This window comes from Maribellus luteus (assembly GCF_003576475.1).
GTDB lineage: Bacteria > Bacteroidota > Bacteroidia > Bacteroidales > Prolixibacteraceae > Draconibacterium > Draconibacterium luteum.
In genome coordinates this window covers 13,027-37,486 of sequence record NZ_QWGR01000017.1, presented here as the reverse complement: position 1 = coordinate 37,486, position 24,460 = coordinate 13,027, and the positions used below count along the sequence as shown (strand labels likewise).

At 43.2% G+C, this 24,460-nt stretch carries 18 protein-coding genes; 6 read left to right on the top strand and 12 right to left on the bottom strand.

Features of this window, described 5'->3' with window-relative positions; genetic code table 11:
• Positions 1-7: 7 nt before the first annotated feature.
• A complete protein-coding gene (locus D1614_RS20255) occupies positions 8-1,273 on the top strand; it encodes a DUF819 family protein (RefSeq protein WP_119439810.1) in 1,266 nt (421 codons plus the stop codon).
• A 12-nt stretch (positions 1,274-1,285) separates the two neighbouring features.
• On the opposite strand, the gene D1614_RS20250 is transcribed toward D1614_RS20255, so the two are convergent.
• The 4 genes from D1614_RS20250 to glpK are packed head-to-tail and all read right to left on the bottom strand — an operon-like array spanning position 1,286 to position 5,086.
• Entirely contained in the window at positions 1,286-2,530 is a 1,245-nt protein-coding gene (locus D1614_RS20250) for a M14 family metallopeptidase (RefSeq protein ID WP_119439809.1), read from the bottom strand.
• An 8-nt stretch (positions 2,531-2,538) separates the two neighbouring features.
• Complete coding sequence (locus D1614_RS20245) at positions 2,539-2,742, bottom strand: hypothetical protein (RefSeq protein ID WP_119439808.1); 204 nt, start codon at positions 2,740-2,742, stop codon at positions 2,539-2,541.
• A 53-nt stretch (positions 2,743-2,795) separates the two neighbouring features.
• Entirely contained in the window at positions 2,796-3,548 is a 753-nt protein-coding gene (locus tag D1614_RS20240) for an MIP/aquaporin family protein (protein WP_119439807.1), read from the bottom strand.
• A 44-nt stretch (positions 3,549-3,592) separates the two neighbouring features.
• The gene (gene glpK, locus D1614_RS20235; RefSeq protein ID WP_119439806.1) at positions 3,593-5,086 is read right to left on the bottom strand and encodes a glycerol kinase GlpK; all 1,494 of its coding nucleotides are present in this window, start codon (positions 5,084-5,086) and stop codon (positions 3,593-3,595) included.
• 186 nt (positions 5,087-5,272) lie between these two features.
• Between glpK and D1614_RS20230 the strand changes: the two genes are divergently transcribed.
• Positions 5,273-6,271, top strand: coding sequence for an NAD(P)H-dependent glycerol-3-phosphate dehydrogenase (locus D1614_RS20230; RefSeq protein WP_119439874.1), 999 nt, complete (start codon positions 5,273-5,275; stop codon positions 6,269-6,271).
• Positions 6,272-6,358: 87 nt separating this feature from the next.
• On the opposite strand, the gene pgi is transcribed toward D1614_RS20230, so the two are convergent.
• Positions 6,359-8,005, bottom strand: coding sequence for a glucose-6-phosphate isomerase (pgi, locus tag D1614_RS20225; protein WP_119439805.1), 1,647 nt, complete (start codon positions 8,003-8,005; stop codon positions 6,359-6,361).
• A 395-nt stretch (positions 8,006-8,400) separates the two neighbouring features.
• On the opposite strand from pgi, the gene D1614_RS20220 reads away from it, so the two are divergent.
• Entirely contained in the window at positions 8,401-9,306 is a 906-nt protein-coding gene (locus D1614_RS20220) for a DMT family transporter (RefSeq protein ID WP_119439804.1), read from the top strand.
• A 199-nt stretch (positions 9,307-9,505) separates the two neighbouring features.
• On the opposite strand, the gene D1614_RS20215 is transcribed toward D1614_RS20220, so the two are convergent.
• The gene (locus D1614_RS20215; protein WP_119439803.1) at positions 9,506-11,152 is read right to left on the bottom strand and encodes a RagB/SusD family nutrient uptake outer membrane protein; all 1,647 of its coding nucleotides are present in this window, start codon (positions 11,150-11,152) and stop codon (positions 9,506-9,508) included.
• 31 nt (positions 11,153-11,183) lie between these two features.
• Complete coding sequence (locus tag D1614_RS20210; protein WP_119439802.1) at positions 11,184-14,312, bottom strand: SusC/RagA family TonB-linked outer membrane protein; 3,129 nt, start codon at positions 14,310-14,312, stop codon at positions 11,184-11,186.
• A 340-nt stretch (positions 14,313-14,652) separates the two neighbouring features.
• On the opposite strand from D1614_RS20210, the gene D1614_RS20205 reads away from it, so the two are divergent.
• Positions 14,653-15,882 (top strand): hypothetical protein, encoded by a 1,230-nt coding sequence (locus D1614_RS20205; RefSeq protein WP_119439801.1) that lies wholly within the window; start codon positions 14,653-14,655, stop codon positions 15,880-15,882.
• Between the two features lie 61 nt (positions 15,883-15,943).
• On the top strand, positions 15,944-16,747 hold the full coding sequence (ppk2, locus tag D1614_RS20200) for a polyphosphate kinase 2 (RefSeq protein ID WP_119439800.1): 804 nt from the start codon (positions 15,944-15,946) through the stop codon (positions 16,745-16,747).
• Positions 16,748-16,764: 17 nt separating this feature from the next.
• Here the strand turns inward: ppk2 and D1614_RS20195 are convergent, their stop codons facing one another.
• A complete protein-coding gene (locus D1614_RS20195; protein ID WP_119439799.1) occupies positions 16,765-17,688 on the bottom strand; it encodes a DUF1338 domain-containing protein in 924 nt (307 codons plus the stop codon).
• Between the two features lie 272 nt (positions 17,689-17,960).
• Complete coding sequence (locus tag D1614_RS20190; RefSeq protein ID WP_119439798.1) at positions 17,961-18,869, bottom strand: PfkB family carbohydrate kinase; 909 nt, start codon at positions 18,867-18,869, stop codon at positions 17,961-17,963.
• Between the two features lie 180 nt (positions 18,870-19,049).
• On the opposite strand from D1614_RS20190, the gene D1614_RS20185 reads away from it, so the two are divergent.
• Entirely contained in the window at positions 19,050-19,670 is a 621-nt protein-coding gene (locus D1614_RS20185; RefSeq protein ID WP_119439797.1) for an acyl carrier protein phosphodiesterase, read from the top strand.
• Here D1614_RS20185 and D1614_RS20180 read toward each other — a convergent pair.
• The 3 genes from D1614_RS20180 to mrdA form a co-directional block, all read right to left on the bottom strand.
• Positions 19,667-20,962, bottom strand: a complete 1,296-nt coding sequence (locus D1614_RS20180; protein WP_119439873.1) for a KamA family radical SAM protein — start codon at positions 20,960-20,962, stop codon at positions 19,667-19,669. The two genes, D1614_RS20185 and D1614_RS20180, sit on opposite strands and share 4 nt — an antisense overlap.
• Before the next feature lie 242 nt (positions 20,963-21,204).
• Complete coding sequence (rodA, locus tag D1614_RS20175) at positions 21,205-22,644, bottom strand: rod shape-determining protein RodA (RefSeq protein ID WP_119439796.1); 1,440 nt, start codon at positions 22,642-22,644, stop codon at positions 21,205-21,207.
• On the bottom strand, positions 22,628-24,451 hold the full coding sequence (gene mrdA, locus D1614_RS20170) for a penicillin-binding protein 2 (protein ID WP_119439795.1): 1,824 nt from the start codon (positions 24,449-24,451) through the stop codon (positions 22,628-22,630). The genes rodA and mrdA overlap by 17 nt, the downstream gene beginning before the upstream one ends.
• Between the last annotated feature and the right edge of the window lie 9 nt (positions 24,452-24,460).

Genomic DNA, 24,460 nt, shown 5'->3' with positions numbered 1-24,460 from the left:
TTTTAGGATGGATACACATTTCTTTCTGATCATCTTTCTGTTTGTTATAGCCCCTGTCATTATTATTTATTTGGAAAACAACTATTCGCTGGCCAAAAAAATCGGAGCCGTTCTGATTTGCTACGGGCTCGGTATTTTTATCGGGAATGTGGGCGTACTCCCCGAAGTTTCCCCGGCCTATCATGCGCTGGTGGAAGGATCGATTTACATCCCCTTCGGCAAAATGCGCGAATACCTGGCCGAAGGATTGGTGACCCAGCAGGATATGTCGAGAAATACGATCTCGTTTTTACAGGACCTGTTTTCGAGTATCCCCATTATGCTTTGCCTGCCGTTGATCCTGTTTTCGCTGGATGTAAAAAAATGGATGCGTCAGGCAAAAGATGCGGTAGGCTCGCTGATTATCGGTTTGTTCACGGTTTTGCTGATGGTTTTTGTCGGGTTCTGGATGTTCAGGGGAAGTATTGAAGAAATCTGGAAAGTTTCGGGAATGCTCGTAGGCGTGTATACCGGTGGAACGCCCAATATGGCGGCCATAAAAACCGCCCTTAATGTTTCGCAGGAAATTTACATCCTCACGCATACCTACGAAATGACGCTTGGAGCCATTTACCTGATATTCATCTTCACCATTGGACAAAAGGTGTTTTTGTGGTTTCTGCCACCGTATAAATCGCAGAATACAGGAAAAGCTGATGTCGAGGAAATTGATCTCGCAGAAGATTATGAATCGTACGACGGATTTTTTAAGAAAGACGTTTTCTGGCCTTTGCTGGGTGCCTTTGGAATTTCGGTCGCTATTTTAGGCGTAAGTTTTTTGCTCAGCAAGCTTTTCTCCGACGATTTTGCCAATGCCGCCGTGGTTATTTTTGTCACCACTTTTGGGATTGCCCTGTCGTTTGTTCCGCGTATCCGCAAGATCAAAAAAACCTTTCAGCTGGGCATGTACCTCATCCTCATTTTCTGTGTGGCGGTTGCATCCATGGCCGATATTAGCAAACTGGCCGATATTTCCATCTCCTTGTTTTACTATGTGGGAATTGCCATGTTTGGTTCTCATTTCCTTCACGCAGCCATTGCCCGTATTTTTAAGATCGATGCCGACACGGTTATCATATCCGGAAGTGCGCTGATCTGCTCGCCTCCGTTTGTACCGGTAGTAGCTTCGGCTCTTAAAAACAGGGAAGTGATTTTAACCGGTATGTTTGTGGGAATTGCAGGGTACGCCGTTGGAAACTACCTGGGTGTGATTGTGGCATATATTCTCAAGTAGAAATCAGAAGCATTATAATTCCTGGAAGTTTTTCCAGATATTTCCCATCATTGCTTTGGAAACGTGGAGTGCATTGGTGCGCCATTCTTCCGACGGCGGGTAAAACATTTCGTAATAACCGGCTTTTGCCTTTAAACTGTCTTGCTGAGTTTTGTAACCATAATGTGCCCCCTGGTTTTCGACAATCGAAATATGTGCCGATTTAACAGCTCCCACGGTACTTCCCGTATTCAGCGTTCCAAACTCCATCAGCATCGGCATCGATAATTTCCCGGGAAACAAACTGCTGATGTATTCCACCATCTGTCCGTGAACCGTGTAAAAATCATCGGAATCTCCCCAATCAATGCGGTAACCATCAAACACTTTCTCCATGCTGTGTTTGAGCACCGAATCATCCACCGGATTTGGGAAAAGATGTAACTCTCCGCGCTCGCCAAAACCGGTATGAAGGTCAAGATTCAGAAGCATATGGTAAGGACTTGCTTTTTCACTTAAAACCCGGGTCAGAATTTCCACCTGTTGTTCAAAGTTTTGCCCGCCAAAATAAATCCCTTCAGGATACTGGTATTGCCCCTGGGCAAAAGCCTGCAACAATGCCGGCATCCCTTTTTGCGCAATCTTGCGAATGGCTTTCAACATAAAAAAGCGATTGCCGATGCTGTTCATATTCAATTCCCCTTTTGGGGTCAGCATATCGTAAAGCGCCACAAAGCCATCGTTTTGCGTTTCGAATAACGAACGATCGAGGCTAAAATTCCGGTTCAGATCTACGTTGTTTTCCGAAAAGCGACGTTGGTGTTTAAATCCCCAGGCATTCAGCCCGTGCACAAGTAAAACACCTGTGTTTGAGAACATTTCAGGCTGAAAAAAATCGGCCATTAACATTTGCTGAACGGCACTGCCCACATAACCTTCAATACCGTGTGTGCCTGAAACTAGCACCACCAGTTTTTCGGTGGTATCGCGGGGCGGAACATAGCAAAAATCAATCGTTAGATCGTCGTCGGTTGCGCTTTCCAACGAAACAGAAAAAACCTCGACACTGTCGAAGCGGCTTTTCATATTTTCTGCCTGCTGACGAAACGCATCGCGGCATTCAACCCACGAATCCTGAAAATAAGCCAGACTTTGCGTGTCAACTTCCACGTTTGGATCTTTGGGAGCATAAAAGTTAAAGCTGATGTAGGTATAAGCCAATACACCCAACATCAGCAATGTCAGCAAAATTCCAATTCTTTTCAGAAAGCGCTTCATACTTTTTGTCAGATTACGAAACGCACTACCTTGTCTTCGATCATCTGTTGGAGTTCGTTGAGCAGGGCTTGTTCGTGCGCATCAATAAAACCATCTTCCGTGGCAATGTTGAGGATCTTGTCGTACTCATCGCGGGTGATTTTGTGGTCTTCAATCGCTTTTTCGATCATTTCTCTCAAACGAATCGAACTGTCGCTTAAATTGTGTGGCATATTATTTTACTCTAAGTTTAACTACAGTAACAACCATGGGTGAAAAAAGCTCACTACCGCAGCAAATATACTATCAACATATGTGTAAAAGCGGCCAGAAAACATCCTGCAACCGGTCCCATTACCGGTACCCATGCATATTTCCAGCCATTATCGTCTTTTGCATTCAAAGGCAATAAGGCGTGAACGATCCGCGGACCGAGATCACGGGCAGGGTTAATGGCATACCCCGTGGTTCCTCCCAAACTAAGGCCAATAACAAAAACCACCAGGGCAACCGGCATGGCTCCCAACGATCCCAACCCTACTTTCGTGGAGTTCATTCCTTCCAATTGAAATTCTGGCACAGTAATCAGCAATACACCAAGCACCAGCACAAAAGTTCCGATAGCTTCCGAGAAGAAATTGCTTTTGGTGTTGGCAATGGCAGGCGCCGTGCAGAAACAGGCCCTTTTCATTCCGGGAGCAGTGGTTATTTTAAAATGATCGATGTAAAACAAATACACCATAAGTGCTCCAAACATGGCTCCGGCTATTTGCGCAAGAATAAAAGGAAGCACCTTTATCCACGCAAACTGGCTGGCGGCAGCCAAACCTATCGTCACAGCCGGATTCAGATGTGCGCCGCTTAAACCGGCAGTCATAAAAACGGCGGTAAAAACGGCCAGCGCCCATCCTGTAGTAATAACAATCCAGCCACTGCTGTTTCCAATTGTATTTTTCAGATTAACATTGGCTACCACTCCGTTTCCGAGCAGAATAAGAATGGCTGTTCCTAGAAACTCGCCAAAAAGTTCAGTTAACATATAAATCGGTTCTAATAGTTTTCAAATTTAATTGTCAAAGGTCATTATTCCATGCTCCACGATTTGCTGCGCTCCACAGCTTTGTTCCAGTTTTTTATGGTCTTTTCCATAAAACGCGTATCGTTGGAAGGGGCAAACTTTTTATCCACCTGCCATTGATTTTTCAACTCCTCGACATTGCTCCAGTATCCCGTGGCCAGACCTGCCAGGTAAGCAGCTCCCAAGGCTGTTGTTTCAGTTACTTTTGGGCGCACCACCGTGGTTGAAATTGAATCGGCCTGAATTTGCATCAGCAGGTCGTTAACCGCTGCGCCGCCATCCACACGCAGTTCGTTCAGGGCAATCCCTGAATCGAGCACCATGGTATTGATTACTTCCATGGAGCGGAAAGCAATGGCTTCGAGCGCCGCCCTCGCAATGTGCGCTTTTCCGGTACCGCGTGTCAGCCCAATAATAGCTCCGGTGGCATACTGGTCCCAGTGCGGTGCTCCAAGTCCGACAAATCCCTGCACAAATACAACTCCGCCGTTATCGTCCACCTCACGGGCAAGCGCTTCAATTTCCGACGAAGATTTAATAATTCCCAACTGATCGCGCAACCACTGAACCACGGCCCCACCAATAAAAATACTGCCTTCAAGTGCATAAGTAACTTTATCGCCTATTTGCCAGCCGATGGTTGTCAGCAGTTTGTTTTTGGAAGCGATGGGCTTTTCCCCGGTATTCATCATCACAAAACAACCGGTACCATAAGTATTTTTCACCATCCCTTCGTTCATACACATTTGCCCGAACATGGCCGCCTGCTGGTCGCCGGCAATCCCTGCAATCGGAATTTCAATCCCTAAACAATCCACCGACGTTTTCCCGTAAACCTGGCTACTTGGTTTTACTTCGGGTAAAACACTCTCAGGAATGTTTAACAATTCCAGTAATTCGGTGTCCCATTTCAGGTCGTGGATATTGTAAATCATGGTACGGCTGGCGTTGCTCACATCGGTAATATGCTGCTTACCGCCTGTCAGTTTCCAGATCAGCCAGGTATCAACGGTTCCAAAAGCCAGTTTTCCGCTGGCTGCCAGTTCACGTGCTCCTTCTACGTTGTCAAGTATCCACTTTATTTTTGTTCCTGAGAAATAGGCATCGATTACCAGCCCCGTTTTTTCGGCAACGCTTTTCTCCCATCCTTTCGCTTTTAGTTCATCACAGAATTCAGCCGTACGGCGGTCTTGCCAAACAATCGCATTGCACACCGGCTTCCCGGTTTCGCGGTTCCAAACGATGGCTGTTTCGCGCTGGTTGGTTATCCCGATGGCCTCCACCTGCTCTGCTTTTATCGCAGCTTTCCGAATGACTTCCTGCATCACTTTCAGCTGCGTTTCCCAAATAGTTTCAGGATTGTGTTCTACCCAGCCCGGCTTTGGGTAAATCTGTTCGAACTCCTGTTGCGCGACTTCTATTATTTCTCCGGAATGATTAAAAAGGATGGCGCGGCTGCTGGTAGTACCCGCATCGAGCGACAAAATATATTTCTCCATAGGTGATTATTTATTGGCGTTATTTTCGGACCGTTAATATACATTTTATGAGGTAATTCAAGCCATCCGGCAGAATTTCTTTCTTAACAACTTATGGTTTATTATTCAATAAAACGAGCTTGTTTCCCTGCAATCATTCTTGATTTGGCTTTACAAATTGTATTTTTGCGCCAAAGGGGAAAAGAGATGAATATTAAAACAGACAAGGTTGCCGTTATTGGGAGCGGCAGCTGGGCTACTGCCATAGCAAAAATACTCTTGGAAAATGTGGGGGAGATAAACTGGTTTATCCGAAAAGAAGAAACCATCGAAGCCTTTCAAAAATACAGTCACAATCCGCGTTATTTAAGAGACGTGGAATTCGACACTTCAAGGATTACCTTTTACAGCGACATCAATAAAATCACCGACGAATCTGATATCCTGGTACTGGCCATTCCTTCGGCCTTCTTACCCGTTATTTTAGAAGGACTAAAAACCGACCTCAGCGATAAGTATATTCTTTCGGGTATAAAAGGAATTGTTTCGGAAGAGAACCTGCTGGTTGTTGAGTACCTGAACAAGCACTTTAGCGTGCCTTTCGACATGATGGGCGTGATAACCGGCCCATGCCATGCCGAGGAGGTTGCGCTTGAAAAACTATCTTATCTGACCATTGCCGGAACCGATGACGAACGCATCGAGAAATTTGCGCAGCTGGTTCAGAGTGAATACATTTTCACGACCCTTTCCGACGACATTTGGGGAACCGAATATTCGTCGGTACTAAAAAATGTGGTTTCCATTGCTGCCGGAATTGCCCACGGACTGCGCTATGGCGATAATTTCCATGCGGTACTTATTTCGCGTGCCATTCAGGAGATCAAGCGCTTTGTAGACGCCGTTCATCCCATTAACCGCGACATTAAAAGCCCGGCTTATCTGGGCGACCTGCTGGTAACCGCCTACTCTCAGTTTAGCCGCAACCGTATGTTTGGAACCATGATCGGGAAAGGTTATTCGGTAAAAGCGGCGCAGTGGGAAATGAACATGATTGCAGAAGGTTATTATGGAGCTGCTTCCATTCATAAAATCAATCAGAAATACAAGGTAGATATGCCGATTTCAGAAACGGTTTATGAAATTTTATACGAGGGCGCGTCCTGTAAAAAAACATTTGAAAAGCTGACCACAAAGCTTGCTTAAACAACAACTCTTTTGTAAAAAATAAAAAAGACTGACTAAAAATCTTAGCCAGTCTTTGTATGTTTTGAAACGTTTCTGTTCAGAAAATTATTTCATCGCTTTCCAGGCATTGATCAAACCGTTGGTGGAAGCGTCGTGTCCTGTAACTTTACCATCACCGTCGAGTTCCGGTAAAATAGCGTTGGCCAACTGCTTGCCAAGCTCCACTCCCCACTGATCAAAACTGTAAATGTTCCAGATAACACCCTGTACAAATATTTTATGTTCGTACATGGCAATCAAAGCACCCAACACATGCGGGGTCAGTTTTTTCACCAAAATCGAGTTGGTTGGGATGTTCCCCAGGAATACTTTGAATGGTAACAAAGCAGCGATTTCGGCATCCGATTTCCCGGCAGCTTTTAATTCGGCTGTTACCTGTTCTTCGGTTTTACCCACCATCATCGCCTCGGTTTGTGCAAAGAAGTTTGCCAGCAATTTCTTATGATGATCGCCCAACTGGTTGTGATTGATAGCCGAAGCAATAAAATCACAAGGAATCAATTTGGTTCCCTGATGAATCAACTGGTAAAAAGCATGCTGACCGTTTGTTCCGGGTTCTCCCCAAATGATTGGTCCGGTTTGATAGTCCACCTGTTCTCCGTTGCGGTCAACATATTTTCCGTTACTTTCCATATTCCCCTGCTGGAAGTAGGCTGAAAAACGGTGCATGTACTGATCGTAAGGCAAAATCGCTTCGGTTTCGGCACCGTAAAAATTATTGTACCAAATGCCAATCAAAGCCAGGATTACCGGGATGTTTTTATCAAAATCACTTTCACGGAAATGATTATCCATGGCATGAGCGCCTTCGAGCAAAGCCACATAATTATCAAATCCAATGCCCAGTACGATCGACAAACCAATGGCCGACCACAACGAATAACGGCCACCCACCCAGTTCCAGAAACGGAACATGTTGGCAGTGTCAATTCCAAAAGCAGCAACAGCTTCCGCGTTGGTAGAAACCGCTACGAAATGTTTTGCCACCTCGGAAATATCTTTTGCTGATGCCAGGAACCAGTCTTTGGCCGAATTGGCGTTGGTCATGGTTTCCTGTGTGGTAAAGGTTTTGGAAGCCACAATAAACAAGGTAGTTTCCGGGTCAACCGCTTTTAGGGTTTCAGCAATGTGCGTACCGTCCACGTTCGACACAAAATGCAGTTTCAGATGGTTTTTGTAGGGCTTCAACGCTTCGGTTACCATCAACGGTCCCAGGTCTGAACCGCCGATACCAATGTTTACGATATCCGTAATTGTTTTGCCGGTATACCCTTTCCACTCTCCCGAAATTACTTTTTCAGAGAAAGCTTTCATTTGGTCGAGCACGGCATTTACTTCGGGCATCACATCTTTTCCATCAACCAAAACAGGAGTGTTGCTCCGGTTACGCAAAGCAACATGCAACACCGAACGATCTTCTGTTGCATTGATTTTTTCTCCGGTAAACATGCTTTCAATGGCACCTTTCAAACCACACTCTTCTGCCAGTTCGAGCAATGTTGCTTTTACATCCTCATCCAAAATGTTTTTGGAGAAATCCACCAGGATGTCTTCAAATTTGAGTGAATATTTTTCAAACCTGCCGGCGTCTTTGGCAAACAGGTCTTTCATATGTGTGCCTTCGAAATCGAAATACATTTCTTCGAGTTTCTGCCAGGCTTTTGTTTCTATCGGATTAATTTTTGGCAACATAATTATTTATTTATCAGGTTTTATGGAATCATTAACGAAAGTGCTCCCACTTCTAATTACCAACAAAGATAATGTAATCTGAAAATTACTGCTACATACAGGCCCCGGCTTACTGAAGGTTTAAAAATCAGTTTAAAATCAGCAGGCCAAGTTAAGCTCACCGACTACAATTGGAAGAGCATGCAAATCTTACTCCCTGCTGAATCTCTGTGGCACTCTGTACTTTTCTCTCTGTTTTACTCTGCGGTTTCTTTGATTTTTTAACCACAGAGGACGCGGAGTTCTTCTATTCTTTTTCTGAAATAAAAAAGGAAAATCCGTCACGCCCCCCAATCAGAACTTCCGGTATCACTCCGAATTCATTTTTCCTATCTTTATCTCCTCAATCTGAACAAATGAAGTCGAATACTTTTAAGGGCTATTTCTTTGCACTGGTAGCCACCCTGGCTTTTTCAAATGTTTACATTTTTAGCAAAGCGGCGCTGAATGAGATACCGCTGGCACAATTTGGAAGTTTGTGGTACCTGGTGGTTGCGCTCTCCTGTTTTGTGTTTGCCCTTTTCAACAAAAAGCTAAAACAAGTAGCACACTTATCCCGCAAACAGGTAGTTACCCTGCTAACGCTCGGCCTGCTCGAGATTGCCACTACCACTCTGTTTTTCCTGTCCATTCATATCATCCCCGATCCTTCGGTCACCTCTTTTCTCGGGAATCTTTACCCGGTGATGGTGATGTTGGGCGGCATTTTTATTTTACACGAACGTTTTGGACCTATCGAAATAATGGGTGGTTTTCTGGCGCTGGCCGGTGCTTTTGTGATCAGTTACAGTGGTGGCACCACACTCGAAACCATTTTTATCAAAGGGACAGGAGTGGTTTTCTTCAATGCCATTTTTGCAACTATCACAACCCTGGTGGTGAAAGCCCACGTGCAAAAGCTTAGTCCCGAGCTACTGAACCTAAACCGTTCGGTGTGGCTCCTTACCTTCTCAGTTATTATGTTTTTTGTGATGGGAGAATCGACTGTCTTTTCAGCAACGGCCGTCAAAAATACATTGATTGGAGCCGTTCTTGAATTTACCGCCATTTTAACCGTTTATTACTCGTTCCGCTACATTGAAGCATCTCGTTCGTCCATCGTACAAAGCACAAAGGGTGTTTTTGTGCTACTCGGAGCCTTCCTGTTTTTTGGAACGCTACCGCTTCGCCATCAGCTGATTGGCGGATTTATAACGGTTCTGGGAGTTCTGATTATGGCTTTGGCTCAGGCAGGGGTTTTCAGAAGAAGACAAAAGGCTTGACACATTTGCGGTATGTATCCATCCTACCAACCAACCAAGGTCTGAGATAAACGCTAGCTTGCCCGGGATTTAACAATTCGTAGGAACGCCCAATAGGTGCAAATACCGGGACTTTGTATCCGTTCTAACTAAAAAAGCTGCCCTAATCAATTAGGACAGCCTTCTTATCTAATATTCAAACGTCTATTAAAATATAACTTTAATTTTGATCTCCAGGACCTAAATTTGGATTCGCATCAATTTCTTTCTGAGGAATTTTAAATATCCACTCTTTATTAGTTGATGGTTTAGCTTGTTGAAACCCGCTTTGATACAAGTCCTGAGATGCTCCGGAACCACCGTTTGCAGCATGGTCAATTCCTTCATCCCAACGTATCTTATCAACGTAAAGGAATCCTTCTCCCCATAATTCCAATGCTCTCTGGAACTTAATGTGTTCCATTAATTTTTCTTTCGTATCGTACATAGTAACATCATAAGCACTATCGCGTTCTTCGCCTAATGTTTTTAACGCATCTTGTGCAGCGTCAACATTATCTAACATTGCTTCTGCTTCTGCTTCAATCAAATACATTTCAGAAGAACGCATTAGAATAATATCATCCGGATCAGTAGTTCCAGGTGCTTTATTTCTCATTTTTACGTGCATATATGGGTGCGTATTTTGGTTGGAAGCCCACCCGTAAACACTTGTAAGTCTCTTAATCTCTGCTTTAAATTCAGCTTCAGTTGTGTATAATGGGTTTGTGTTGTTTTTCCAGCCACCCTCGCCATTAGACGCAGAAGTATTTGAGTTTGGAGCATCTTTTAAGAACAATCCTTTTCTATAGTCGGTATCTGGAATTTGATCGTATAACCTCTTATCCATTATCTTAGGATTACTTCGGTTTTGGCTTCCAGCAAATGTATTACTCATTAAATAAAAATAAGAACGGAAATAAGTCGTTTCAGTAGAAATTACGTTACTTCCCCACATAACTTCAGGAAGTAAGGTTGAATTAAACCCTGAATAATAATCATCTTGATCCATAATAGGATAATCTTTACGTGCTAACACCGCTGCATCGGCTGCAGTTCTCCATTCTCCCATATTTAATGCAATACGAGCTTTTAAACCATACGCAACGTCAATGTTTAGCTGAGATTTGTCATATGCATTACCCGTTGGCCTTGGAGTCGCACCTTTGAAATAATCAATCGCACTATTAACATCTGCCATACACTGATCATATATTGCTTTAACAGTAGATCTGGGCTCACTCGTAAAAGGAGCTTCAGAAGCTAATAACAAAGGGACACCAGGATCTGAAGCCGGGTTGCCAATTAGATAGCCTTTAGCGTAATGCTGAACCAATGAAAGGTAGGCATATGCTCTGTAAGTATAAGCTTGTCCTAAAATTTCTTTAAATTTTTCATCTTCAGGGATAATGCCTTCAGCTGCTTTATTTATAATGGCATTGGCACTGGCAATGATATGGTAACGTTGATACCACAACTGTTCAGTTGTCAAAGATGTTTCCTGGTTATGAGAAATCCATTGTGTTTCGTCTTGCCAACCCAAATTGTTTGCCCTAGCACTGTGAATTACGCCTCCTGCCAAATTATCTTCTAAAGGAACCCAATAATGATTTCCTGATCTGTAACTATCTCCCCCAGAAAGCATAGTTTGAGGCTGAGCATATAATAAACGATGTAGGCCATTTAGAATTAGTGCCATATTCTCGGCAGATGCTAATGCATCTCCAGAAGAAATAGCATCTGTTGGTTTTGTTTCCAAAAAGTCTTTGTTACACGATGTTGTTGCAATAGCTACTATTACAAATAACAAAATTATCTTTTTAAACATAATTATTATGTTTTAATTATTTCTTTATTATTTAAAATGAAACATTTAATCCTATCGAGAATACTCTCGATGGGTTAAAGTCATTACCATCAGTTGTTCCTGACATACTGTACTGAGGATCGAGCCCTGTCCTCTTACTTTTTAGAAATAAATTCTCTCCGGTAAGCGATAACCTTAAATCATCAACTCCTAATTTATTCGTAATAGAACTGTTAAAAGAATAGCCTATGTTTACATTCTTTAATGCCCAGAAAGACGCATCTGTTAAAAATCTGGAAGATTGTGATTGTACTAAATCAACATTTCCATTTTCCATTCTAGGCACACTCGTTACATCGCCTGGTTTACTCCAAGCATTTAGGATATCCGGATGGAGTGATCTACCATAAGTTCCACTGTGCATCATAGCAGCATATCCATAGTCTAAGTATTCTCCACCGATACCAAAGGTGAATAAAACATTTAAGTCGAATCCTTTAAAACTAAATGAATTAGATACTGAACCTAAAACATCAGGTATAGCACTGCTTCCAGTGTATGCTCTTTCGGTTTCTTCCCAGTCATTTGTGGTTTCCTGCTTTCCGTTCTCGTCTAAAACCGGTACACTATTACCATCTTCATCAATTTCAAACATCCAGAATAGCTGATCTCCTGTTTCAGGGTCTACACCTGCGGTTTGAAGAATATAAAAATCATAGATTGATCTACCCTCTGCCCATCTTTTTGAACCAGTTATAAACGGATCAGGAATACTCGTTATTTCATTTTTAAATGTCGATGCCTGTACTGTCATATCCCATTCAAATTCACCCTTTTTAATGATATGTCCGGTTAAACCTAATTCAATTCCTGAATTATACAGATCGGCAATGTTTGAAGGCACAGTATTTAAACCATTACTTAAAGGAATTGGTAAATCATAAAGTAGATCTGTTGAATTTTTCTTATAATATTCAATACTACCATCAATAAGATTATTGAATAAACCAAATTCCAGGGCTACATCAAAACTACCAACCGTTTCCCATTGCAGGTCGGCATTACCAATTTCTGACCAATAAATAGCAGGATTACCAGCGTTTGATGTTAAGCCATATCTTGGTTGAGATAAGAAGAAGTCACCCAAATCATCGTTACCTACCTGACCATATGAAGCACGTAGTTTCAAATGATTAACCCAACCTACTCCCTGCATGAAGTTTTCCTGATCCATTCTCCAGGAAGCACCTACCGAATAGAAGTTACCCCATCTTGATTTTTCATCAAAAACAGATGAAGCATCTCTCCTTGCTGAAGCACTGATATAATATTTACCGTCAAAATTATAATTTGCTCTAAAAAAGTAACCTTCAATAGTTTTTTCAGTTGTAGCTCCCCCTAAACCAATTGGTTCAGCAAAGTTGTCAAATTCATAGATACCTGTGGCAACTTGCTTAATTGCTGATGCATCCATACCGGAATAAATTCTTTGGAAGCTTTCATGGCCTGCAGTTACATCGACACTGTGAACATCATTAAAGATTTTTCTGAATGTTAAGATTTGATTAAAGTTTTCAACATCTCTCCGATATCTATCTTCTCCATATCTTCCGGTTGGTTGAGCATCACCAATAATATGGTTTTCATATTCTTTATGAAGGCCTTCATTTATATCTCTACCGTAATTTAATCTAAAGTTAAGACCATCAATTATTTCAAAGTCAGCAAAGAATCTAACTCCGTAGGTATTATTTCTTTTCGTTTCGTCATTTAGCAGCAATTCCTGGAGGGCATGACGACCTTGAGATATTGGCCTTGAACCGATATTGTATTCAGAATAACCTTCACCGTTATCAAAAACAGGCTTTCCTCCGGCATCCAATACTAAGTTCCCACTTAAGTCATTTACATACACAGGGTAAATTGAGCCCATGTTTTTAGCAAATCCGAAAGGGTTCACGATACTGCTTTCTCCTGCTGAAGTTGGTCCGGCAGATTCAGTAATAGTAATGTTTGCACTACCTCCAACTTTCAACCAATCTGTGGCATCAAATTCGGCATTTAAACGTGAAGTAATACGATTAAAATTGGTTGTAACCACATATCCTTCTTCATCCAGGTAAGAAGCAGAAAAAAATATTTTATGTTTTTCACCTCCACCTGCTACATTAACATTGTAGTTTGTTCTCAATCCGGTTTGATTCATTTCATCGTACCAGTCTAAGCTTTTATAAATTACTCTTGCACTTGGGTTTAGCTTTCCGTCAGTTCCTACAATTTGATCATTTGCCACATTAAATGGGTTATAGCCCAAATTATTGTAAATATTTGCGGTAGCATAGGCAGGATCTCCACCACCTGCACTTGAGTTTTTTAAAGCTTGCCACATCATTTCATAATATTGACCAGGAGATATTGCATCATAATTTGGGATACTTCTGCTAACCAAGCCGACTTGAGCAGACACAGAGGTTTTTATAGTTCCTTTAGTACCATTCTTAGTGGTAATTAAAACTACTCCGTTAGCAGCTCTTGACCCGTATAATGACGTTGAAGCGGCATCTTTAAGGATCGTAAAGGATTCTATATCTTCCTGATTAATTGTACTTAACGAACCTTCATACTGTATACCATCTACAATGTATAATGGAGTTGAACTACCATTAAGTGTTCCTACTCCGCGAATAACAATACCAGGTGAAGAACCTGGTTGTCCGGATGCAGAAGTAAATTGTACCCCTGTTGCTCTACCCTCAATTGCTGCAATCGGAGAAGTAACATTTCGAGATGATAATTCTTCAGCCCCCACGACATCAGCAGAACCAGTAAATGCCTGCTTAGTCGTTGTACCATAAGCAGTTACAATCACTTCATCAAGCCCCAAAATGTCAGGCTTCATCTGCACGTTAATAACAGCTCCCGAAATGGGCATTTCAATGGTTTGTAAGCCTACAAAAGAAAAAATAAGCGTTTTGGCATCTTCCGGAACCTGAAGTTCGTACTGACCATCGATATTGGTAATCGTACCGATGGTTGTTCCTTTAAGTTGCACAGAAACTCCCGGAATGGAAGTTCCATCTTCGGAGCTCGTAACTGTCCCACTGATGGATCGGACCTGTGCGTTCCCAAAATGTACTCCCAGAATAAGAATACATACAAGCAACATTGCAAGTTTTTTCATAAAAGAATAGTTTAAGTGAAAAATTAAAAATACACTCTCTTTAAGTTGGTTTTTGATAGTTTTGATCTATAGATTTCCTTAATCTTATACTCTCAATTTTATAATCAGGATTTAGTTTTTAAAAAATATGGATAATTTGAAGGCGTTAATATAAAACATTGTATTAAAAAATTATTAATTATTTTAACATTTCTACATTAAACAACTAAAGTTCCTTAAAGTTTAGGTATTGTTAATCGATTTTTTATACAAACTAGTCGAACTAATTTATTCCCCGATTGATTAAATCCCACCATGTGTACCTGCCTGAGCGAACGTCAAAAAATAACTATTTTTGTGCGTGCACTGCTTTCCCGACATATACCTTTTCAACCCCACTTGCGACCTGGCAATTGGTAACGGAAGTCCCAACTGGCAACCCAATAAGCTGCTAAAAAAGATGGAGGCCGATTTAAGTATACTCCCTCTGTTTTTGGGAACTTCCAATGGTATTGTTTTAGTGGAGCAACTTCCTTCGGAGAAATTTCTGAAATCGATTGAGGAGTTAGGGATAAACATTCCCGTTTTTATGAAGCTTCAGAAAGCTTTGAATGCAGAAGCATGTCCTTTCAAGGACATAAATTCACTAAAGCCCTGGGGCTGGAGTCCGGCGACACATAAATTGCTGACTCCTTTAAAAACAAAATGTTCGGAGGCATTTCAAAAATCCCCTGTTTTTAACTGGTCAGCTGAGACACGAGATTTGTATTCCAAAAAATTTGCCCTCAGCATTCTGCAACAAATAATCGTGGAATTTCCGGACACGATTTTTATTCCGAAAGAAATTACAGGACAAGTTTGTTACGGGCAGCAACACATTGAGTCCCTGCTCAGCAGTTGGGGAAAGCTGATGATAAAAGCTCCGTGGAGCAGTTCCGGACGAGGACTGCAACCCATCACCAAAACACCTGTTCACCCGAAAGTATGGGAGAAGATTCTGGGAATTATCAAAGACCAGGGCTACGTAATTGTTGAGCCACTTCTCGACAAGCAACTGGATATCGCCTTTCAGTTTGAGTTAAGAAACCGCAAAGTTTCCTTCCTGGGAATCAGCAATTTCATGACCGATAACAAAGGCCAATACACTGGCAACCGCCTGAACGGCCTTCCCGATGATATGAATCCGGAACTAAAACGGTTTGCAGAAAGCCTTCCCGACAGAATCATTTCTCCGCTCATCCACATACTGGAAAACAGCGAACTGGCTTTAGCATACGAAGGAAATTTCGGGGTGGATGCCCTGATTTTTAAAACAGCCAATAATCAACTGGCCGTTAATCCCTGTCTCGAAATTAATTTACGGCAAAACATGGGTTTACTTTCGCTTCATCTCGAAAAGTTTCTGTTTCCCGGGCAAAAAGCATTGTACCAAACCTGGTATGGTGGCGGAAAAAGCTTCCTGAAGTTTCAGTCTGAAATGGAGAGAAAACATCCGCTTGTTTTAAAAAACAATAAAATTGCTTCTGGCTTTTTGGCGCTTACCGATGCCGGCAACGACAGTAAATTTGGCGCTTACATTATTGCCCCCTAAAGTCAGCCAATCCGGATTTACTTGATTTTTCTTACCTTTAAATGTTTGCAAACGCTAAAAAATGGAATCAAACGAAAAACCAAAAAGGAAGAAGATCAACACCCGGTTCTACGAAAAAGAACTAAACAAACTGCAAATTGAACTGGTAAAACTTCAGGAATGGATCAAAGCCAAAGGCCTTAAAGTAGTAGTTATTTTTGAGGGCCGCGATGCAGCCGGAAAAGGCGGAACCATTGCGCGTATTACACAGTACCTGAATCCCAGAATTTGCAGGGTAGTAGCGCTGGGGACTCCCACCGAACGCGAAAAAACACAATGGTACTTCCAACGGTACGTCCCCCATTTGCCGGCAGCCGGAGAGATGGTTCTTTTCGACCGTAGCTGGTACAACCGCGCCGGGGTGGAGAAAGTAATGGGCTTTTGCACCACCGACGAGTACTGGGAATTTCTGCGCTCGTGCCCCAATTTCGAACGAATGCTGATCCGATCCGGGATCATACTCGTAAAATACTGGTTTTCGGTTAGTGAAGACGAACAGGAAAAACGTTTCCGGTCGCGTATTGAAGACCCCACCAAGCGATGGAAGATCAGCCCAATGGACATAAAATCGATGCAGCTTTTTGTGGAGTACTCAAAAGCAAAAGACGACATGTTTGCTTACACCGATACCAAGATCAGCCCTTGGTACGTGGTAGATGCCGATGATAAAAAACGCGCCCGGCTGAACTGCATTCATCATTTACTTTCAATGGTTCCCTACAAAGAGCTTGAATACAAACCAATCGAACTTCCGCCACGAAAAGACAACAAGGGCTATGTCCGCCCCCCCATTTCAGAAATGACCTTTGTTCCTTCGGTATATTAAAGAAATAGTTGGAAAAATCAGTTATCCCGGGTTCTTGTCATGTCAAACAAATGAGCAGCCTGTTCTCCCAGGAAACCCGAAAAGAGTTTTCGCACTCCCTCCTCCTCCACGTAATTTCGCTCGGCCAGCTCATAATAAGCGTAGGTCCAGGTAATTTTTTCAGGACCATCCTCGCCCATCACGTCCACATCTTCTTTTACAGCTTGTGTTGCCGATTGCCGCAACTTGCTGCCTTTTTCACCTTCAATGCTGTCTTTCATCGGAATGCCGGCGGCCTCCAAAGCCTTGCAGGTTGCTTCCAGATCAGGCCATTCTTTTACTTCCTGTTGATTTATAAAAGCCGTAAAATGATTCACCGAGTTCCCATGCAGAAGCGTCCAGGCTGCATATTGCGAAACGTCGTTGATCTTTAACACATCTTCTTTGACCGGTGCGTTCCAGGGACGCCTGAAATATTGCGCCAGATCGAGTACCAAAGCCTCGGCCGCCACCTTGGGTATCTCACCTTCTTCTTTCAGTACTGCCAGTAATTCAAGGCTTCGGTCAGAAATAAGATAAGGCGTATCAACCACTGTCCGGTTAATGATCTGCTGTGCCCACAGCGGTAACTGCTCCACCTCCAGCTGGCTCACAAAAATCTTGGGAAATGCCTCGCTCGGATGCTCAAAGTGAATGGCAGTCAGTTTCTTCTTTTTAAATTCGTATTTCCCTACCGGAACGTAACCCAAATAGTTCAGGATGTGTTTAATGGCCCTGATACCTTCGGGTTGTTCTCCCGTGTGTGTATTAAAAGTCCTTAAGGCAATGTGGTCGTTTACCACTTTCCCTCCTTTTTCCAGCACCATGTCCACATACTTTTTCGCATATGAAACCCTGGAAATGTAACTGTTCCAAAGACTTTCCAGCAACATGGCTGTAATTTCATGTGTTTTCATTTTCATCACTACCAGCTTTTATTGTTTACTCACTTTTAACCTTTTACATCTCGGCAACAATCCCCGGCACCTGATTCTTTTCGATTTCATCATTTGTTAAGTACCAATAAAGTTCTGTCTCCAGGCAAAACATTCATTGAACAGTATGATTCTTATCTACGGCAACCAGGCTCCGTTGAATTGTTCATTTTAAATATTAAACACCTAAACAGGCATTTAAGTTACTTTTAAGCAGATGTTTAAAAGTATTGTTTTGTTAAGAAAAACTTTGTAAATAATCAGGCTTGCTGAGAAGTGGCTTTCATGAACTCCAGCACCTCATTTTTATCAAAAAACTCGGTGGCACCTCGCTTGGTGGTATTCAGCGCCCCCGCTGCATTCCCAAAGTGAATCGACTCTTCCATCGACTTTCCGTTGAGGTAATAATGCAGAAAACCGGCAGAAAAAGCCATTCCGGAACCAATATTGTCTTCCATTTCAACAACATATCCCGGATCATAAAACCGCCCTTTTTTTGTATGAAAGGCCGAAATTCCGTTGTTACCACGGGTAATAATCACCAGGTCGATCTTGTATTTTACTGACAGCTGTTCGGCAAAATCATCCAGGCCGGTGTAGTTCATTTTCAATTTGCCCGCCAGAAACTCCATCTCCTTTTCTTTGATTCGGACAATGTGTGCACAGTTAAGCAAACGCTCCACCACTTCCACGTTGAAAAAGTGCTCAAACAATTTCAGGTCGAAAAAACGAAGCGAATCGGGTGCTTCCTTGATCAGTTCGCGAATGGTATTTTTGGAAAGGCCGTACCGCTGAGGCAGAAGGCCGAAAAACAGACAATCGGCCTGCCGGGCCAGTATCAATGCTTCGGCGGTGAATTCAATGTGGTCAAAAGCTACGTCTTCCTTCACTTCGTAACGGCTTTCCCCGTTTTTGTCGAAGGTAACGCGAACTACTCCGGTCGGAAACTCAGAATCGACCTGTACATTTTTATCGGATATTTTAAGCTCAACAAGCTTATCCAATGCGGCCTCTCCCAGTTCGTCGTCACCAACGCGCGAAAGCAAATGCCCTTCTTCCCCAAACGAATTGCAACGGAAAACAAGGTTCAGAGGAGTTCCTCCCAAAACCCGATCGTGAGGCAGCAAATCCCAAACGATCTCACCAAATGCCACAATCCGTTTTGCCATAGCTTTTGTAATTCGGCCGCTAAAATAACGATTAATAAATCGGCATCAAAGTTCGGACACAACATAATTTTAAAGGATTTTCAGCCCCGTCCAAAAACAATTTTTCTTTCTTTACACACCCAAAGTAGACGCGATCGTCAAAAACTTTTCGGGAAGGTATTCGTTTGAGAGTTATTGCATATGAATTATCTGGCACATCTGTATTTATCGGGCGAATCAGAAAAAATGCTGGTTGGCAATTTCATCGGCGATTACGTAAAAGGCAGGCAATACAAAAGCTATCCGGACGAAATTGCTGCCGGGATTCTTTTACATCGCCATATCGATCATTTTACCGATATTCACCCCCTGCACAAGGAAGCAAAAGTTTTGTTTCGTGAAGATTTTGGGCATTATGCCGGAATTGTAGTTGATTTTATTTACGACCATTTTCTGGCCGTCAACTGGAACAACTACTCCGACACATCCCTCCGCTGGTTTGCCAAACGATCGCATTCTGTCCTGTTGTCGAACTTCAAGCACCTTCCGCTTCGGGTACAAGGCTTTTTACCTTTTCTGATTCAAAACCGGAGACTGGAATCGTACGCTACCATTGAAGGAATCATACAGTCGATGCACATCATGGGCAAGTATTCATCGCTTCCGTCAAAAGCTCCCGTTGCCGAAAGCATTTTACGTGCGAATTATGAAACACTTGGCCTCAATTTCAAGACTTTTATGCAGGAACTGATGCACTATGTAACAACAGAATTTGATGTGACTTTGGAACTGCCCCTGGCTTCGGGACAGCCAACTCCCTAAGCCAACATTTCGAGGTAAGCCTCTTCAAAAAAGAATCCCGATTCGCCCAATGCAGGCTCCAGGTCATCAAACCAAACTGCTTTGGGATCAAACTTCGCAAAAAATGGCTTTCCAACCCACGACGGATCGCGCCCTTGCAGGAAGTTCAGCACAAACACTTTTTGTCCTTTGATTTCGGAAACTCCCACAATCTGCACCTTGCCCGGACTACACGACATGCTTGGCCCCTTCACCGTCCGGCAAATTCCGCTTACCTGGTTGTAGGCGCCTCTGAATATTTGCCAGGCCCGGTTCAACGAAACCGCAAAATAATCCTGTGCCCCTGTATCGCGTGCCACAAACATATAGTACGGTACAATTCCCTGCCGAACCTGTTCTTTCCAGTTTTCGGCCCAAATGTCGGCCCGGTCGTTGATGTTGCGCATTACCGGCGATTGCGAACGTATCTGCACACCGGCATTCAACAAGCGCTGAACGGCCTCCTGAACGGCCTTTGTTTTCAACTCACCCGGATGATTAAGATGTGCCATCAGAGCCACATTTATTCCACGCTTTTTCACCTTTTCAAACAAACGCAATAAATCATCAGCATCGGGATCGGTAGTATAACGGTAAGGCCAGTACGCCAGTGATTTTGTCCCGATCCGAATGTTTTTCAAATGCGGAATATCGGCGTCCAGCAAAGCGTTGAAGTAACTTTCAAAAAACCGTGTTTTCATTACTGCCGGATCGCCCCCGGTAAACAAAACATCGCTTATGTGAGGATTCGCTTTTAGGTATTCCACCATTTGATCGGCCTCCTTCATCGCAAACTTAAACTCGTTTAAGGCAAACTGGGGCCAACGAAAACAAAACGTACAATAGGCATGACAAGTCTGTCCCTGGGTTGGGAAGAAAAGCATGGTCTCCCGGTATTTATGCTGAATTCCGTTTAAACGCTTTCCATTAAAAACAGGAACATTGTTTTCCTGCCCGGCCGGATTGGGATTCAATTTCAGCCGAATCCTGTTTACTTCTTCTTTAACAAGCTCCTTTGAAGCATTCGTTTTTAACAGAGATGCAATCCGGCTAAAATCTTTTTCATGAAGCATTTCCCGCTGCGGAAAAGTAAGATGGAAAAACGGATCTTTCTCAAAATTCGACCAATCGATCAGTTCATCCACCACATAGTTATCTGTTTTAAACGGGAGCACTGTTCCCACCACCTCAATTTCCAGCTTTTGCTCATCTGTCAAAAACGACATTTGCGGTATTTGTCTGAAGTTATGAAGAGAATAAGGTTTGTATATCATCGCATTAAATTTTAGTTTAATGGGATACCACACCTGCAAGCGTTCAAATCCGGAACACTCAAAAAGTATCCACAAAAAAGTTAGAAAAAAAGTGGTTCTGCATTTCCCTCAGGATCAAAGAAGAACTACTCTATAATATCTGTTTGTCTATATTACCCTAATAAGATTAAAAATCTTTCGATTTTTAAAAAGCCCAGCGAATATAACAAAAAACAGGCAAACGGCCAAGAACTCACAATGAATCAGGCATTTCGACTGTCGCGGAAGTTTTCTAAACGACTTGCATCCAGCCGGATAAAAATGAAAAGCAGAATGGTAAATGACCACAGAGAAGAACCTCCATAGCTAAAAAACGGTAAGGGAATCCCGATAACGGGCATGATGCCAACGGTCATCCCAATGTTCACCATGAAGTGAAAAAACAGAATTACCGCCACAGAGTACCCATAGATCCGCGAAAAAACGGATCGTTGTCGTTCGGCCAGCCAAACCAGCCGGCTTAGAAAGAATACAAACAGGGCAATCACGATAAAGGTCCCGGCAAAGCCCCATTCTTCGCCAACCGTGCAGAAAATGAAGTCGGTACTTTGTTCGGGCACAAAATTGAACTTGGTCTGTGTACCGTTCAAATAACCTTTTCCCCACATTCCACCCGAACCAATGGCTATTTTACTTTGGTTTACGTGGTAGCCTGCTCCGTACGGATTGGATTCGATCCCCAAAAGTTCTTTTATCCTGACCTGATGGTGTGGTTCGAGAATATTATCAAAAGCATAGCCAACCGAATTGGTAAACGCCACAGAACCAATAAAAAAGAGCGATATAACTACATAGCTTTTAAATTTCTTTTGAAGCGAATACACCAGGGTGCCCAGCGCTCCCAAAACAGTTCCGAAAATAACTACATCCGCACTCTCGTACTTCCGCCCCATAATTGCATTTAGCAGAAAGGCCAACAAAACACCACCTGCAAAAAACATAAGAACCCGAAGAAATTGGTTAAACTTGGGGTTCAGGATCAGGTACATCAGAACGCCGGCTCCCAACAAAACCAATATCAACGTGAAGTTGGACAGGATCAATGCCAGGATAAACAAAGTGGCAACCAAAGTACCGAGAAACAATACCAGCCCCGAAAGCCCCTCGCGAAACAATACCAGCACAAAAGAAAAATATACCAACGCCGAGCCGGTATCGTTTTGTAAAAGGATAAGTGCGGCAGGTGTAAAAATTATCAGGGCCATTATTGCCAGCGACTTAAAGTCCTTTAATTTAAAGTCGAAAGTACTCATGTACCGCGCCAATGCCAGGGCCGTTGCAAACTTGGCAAACTCGGAGGGTTGTATTTTAAATCCGCCTATCTCAAGCCAAGACCGGGCACCATTTACTTCATTGGCAATTAACAGTACAAGCAGCAGCAAAAAAACCATTACACCATAGATAACATAAGAGAAAAACACATAAAAGTTGGTTTCTATCGACATGATGATTATTGCCAGTGCAGCGCCAGCACCAATCCATAAAAGCTGTTTACCGTATCGTTGCGAAATATCAAATATGCTCTGATGATCAGAATCGTAGACAGCCGCGTAAATATTGAACCAGCCCATAAAAACCAGCACCAGGTACAAGAGTACGGTCACCCAGTCGATGTTTGCCCATATTTTACTCCGCTGCACCATCTGTAATTACAATTTTGTTAGGGTCCAAAAGATTGGAGTTCAACATTCTTTCCTCAATATGAAGCCGGTTGCTGGCTATGGTATCGTTCAGGTATTTTTCGATCATAAGACTCGCAATGGGCGCTGCATACTGCGAGCCCCACTTGCTGTTTTCAACATAGGTAAAAACCGCAATTTTGGGTTCTTCCCGGGGTGCAAAAGCTTCAAAAGCTCCGTGCTCCAGTCCCCGTCCAATTTGTATCGTTCCGGTTTTGCCGCAATATTCCAACCCCGGGATGTAATAATAATTTTTAATGGATTGCCGCATCCCTTCAATAATCGGGGCAAAATATTTTTCGTCGATTCCCACCTCGTGCTTTTTCCGGTACGAACTCCGGATTGTGTCGCCTTCTACTTCTTTTACAATGTGCGGTTCGTAGTAAAAACCATGGTTGGCAACAATGGCGGCCACATTGGCCATTTGCAGCGGGGTGGCTCCCAGCTCGCCCTGCCCGATTGACAGCGAACGCACCGTAAGTGCATTCCAGCGCCCCTTTCCGTATATTCTGTTGTAAAGTTCTTCGCTGGGTAAATCACCTTTCAGCGTATTGGCAAAATCCTCGCTAAGGATGGTTCCGAGTCCAAAGTTCTGCACATACTGCCGCCATGTTCTGAATCCTTCGGCAGCAGTCTTTGCTCGACCAATAATGCTTCGGAAAGTGTTCCACATAAAAGGGTTACACGATTCACGAATTCCCTCCACTACATTGGCCGGACTGATGTGATCGTGCGTACAACGAATCGGAGTGGAGCCTCTGCCGGCGCAGGAAAAACGGGTTTCTGGCGTGATGGCGCCTTCCTGCAAGCCAATCAAAGCATTAATGGTTTTAAAAGTAGAGCCCGGTGGATATTTTGCCTGAAGCGCCCGGTTGAACAATGGCATCAAAGAGTCGGACTCAAGCACTTTGTAATTGGCACCACGCACCCTTCCCACCAGCAAGCCCGGATCGTAAACCGGGGCACTTACCATGGCCAAAACCTCGCCGGTTGACGGCTCAATCGCAACCACTGCGCCCTTCTTATTTTTGAATAATTTTTCGGCATACAACTGAAGGTCGAGATCGAGCGTAGTTACTAAGTTTTTTCCTATTTGCGCCGGAACATCTTCGCTTCCTTCCAGGTAACTGCCCTGAATCCGGTTGTGGACATCCACCAGATTTTTCTTCACTCCCTTCGTTCCGCGGAGCTGTGCTTCGTATGTTTTTTCAATTCCGCTGGCTCCGATATAATCACCTGATTTGTAGTACGAATCTTTATTAATATCGCTCTGTGTCACCTCGCTAACGTAACCAAGTGCATGTGCTGCTGCCGGTGCAGAATATTCGCGCAGGGTTCTGGTTTGCGAATGAAACCCTTCAAACTTATACAGTTGTTCCTGAAGTATGGCATAGTTCTCAGGTGATATTTGTTTCACCAGAATAGAAGGTTTGTACGACGAGTACTTCCGGGCTTTTTGAATCCCGGCCTCCAAATCTTCACGGGTAATGTCGAGCAAACGGCAAAACAGGGTGGTATCAAACGGCTTTACCTCGCGTGGAGTCACCAATAAATCGTAAGCTGTTTTGTTGTACACCAGCAACTCGCCGTTGCGGTCGTATATAAGCCCGCGCGCGGGATATTGCACCACTTCGCGCAATACGTTATTCGTAGCGTATTGTTTATACGTGGAATCCATTACCTGTAAGTTGAATAACCTGATGAGGAATACCAATGCTACAAGTATAAAAACCAGAATGATTATATAACTCCTTCTCGAATAATCGTTCACTTTTTGTTC

Bases quoted from the DNA above. Each gene is read 5' to 3' on its own strand.
- D1614_RS20185 (WP_119439797.1), top strand. From the start codon at position 19,050: ATGAATTATCTGGCACATCTGTATTTATCGGGCGAATCAGAAAAAATG.
- rodA (WP_119439796.1), bottom strand. From the start codon at position 22,644: ATGGTGCAGCGGAGTAAAATATGGGCAAACATCGACTGGGTGACCGTA.
- D1614_RS20195 (WP_119439799.1), bottom strand. From the start codon at position 17,688: ATGAAAATGAAAACACATGAAATTACAGCCATGTTGCTGGAAAGTCTT.
- D1614_RS20210 (WP_119439802.1), bottom strand. From the start codon at position 14,312: ATGAAAAAACTTGCAATGTTGCTTGTATGTATTCTTATTCTGGGAGTA.
- glpK (WP_119439806.1), bottom strand. From the start codon at position 5,086: ATGGAGAAATATATTTTGTCGCTCGATGCGGGTACTACCAGCAGCCGC.
- D1614_RS20255 (WP_119439810.1), top strand. From the start codon at position 8: ATGGATACACATTTCTTTCTGATCATCTTTCTGTTTGTTATAGCCCCT.
- D1614_RS20220 (WP_119439804.1), top strand. From the start codon at position 8,401: ATGAAGTCGAATACTTTTAAGGGCTATTTCTTTGCACTGGTAGCCACC.
- D1614_RS20230 (WP_119439874.1), top strand. From the start codon at position 5,273: ATGAATATTAAAACAGACAAGGTTGCCGTTATTGGGAGCGGCAGCTGG.
- D1614_RS20240 (WP_119439807.1), bottom strand. From the start codon at position 3,548: ATGTTAACTGAACTTTTTGGCGAGTTTCTAGGAACAGCCATTCTTATT.
- ppk2 (WP_119439800.1), top strand. From the start codon at position 15,944: ATGGAATCAAACGAAAAACCAAAAAGGAAGAAGATCAACACCCGGTTC.
- D1614_RS20180 (WP_119439873.1), bottom strand. From the start codon at position 20,962: ATGATATACAAACCTTATTCTCTTCATAACTTCAGACAAATACCGCAA.
- D1614_RS20250 (WP_119439809.1), bottom strand. From the start codon at position 2,530: ATGAAGCGCTTTCTGAAAAGAATTGGAATTTTGCTGACATTGCTGATG.
- pgi (WP_119439805.1), bottom strand. From the start codon at position 8,005: ATGTTGCCAAAAATTAATCCGATAGAAACAAAAGCCTGGCAGAAACTC.
- D1614_RS20190 (WP_119439798.1), bottom strand. From the start codon at position 18,869: ATGGCAAAACGGATTGTGGCATTTGGTGAGATCGTTTGGGATTTGCTG.
- D1614_RS20215 (WP_119439803.1), bottom strand. From the start codon at position 11,152: ATGTTTAAAAAGATAATTTTGTTATTTGTAATAGTAGCTATTGCAACA.
- D1614_RS20245 (WP_119439808.1), bottom strand. From the start codon at position 2,742: ATGCCACACAATTTAAGCGACAGTTCGATTCGTTTGAGAGAAATGATC.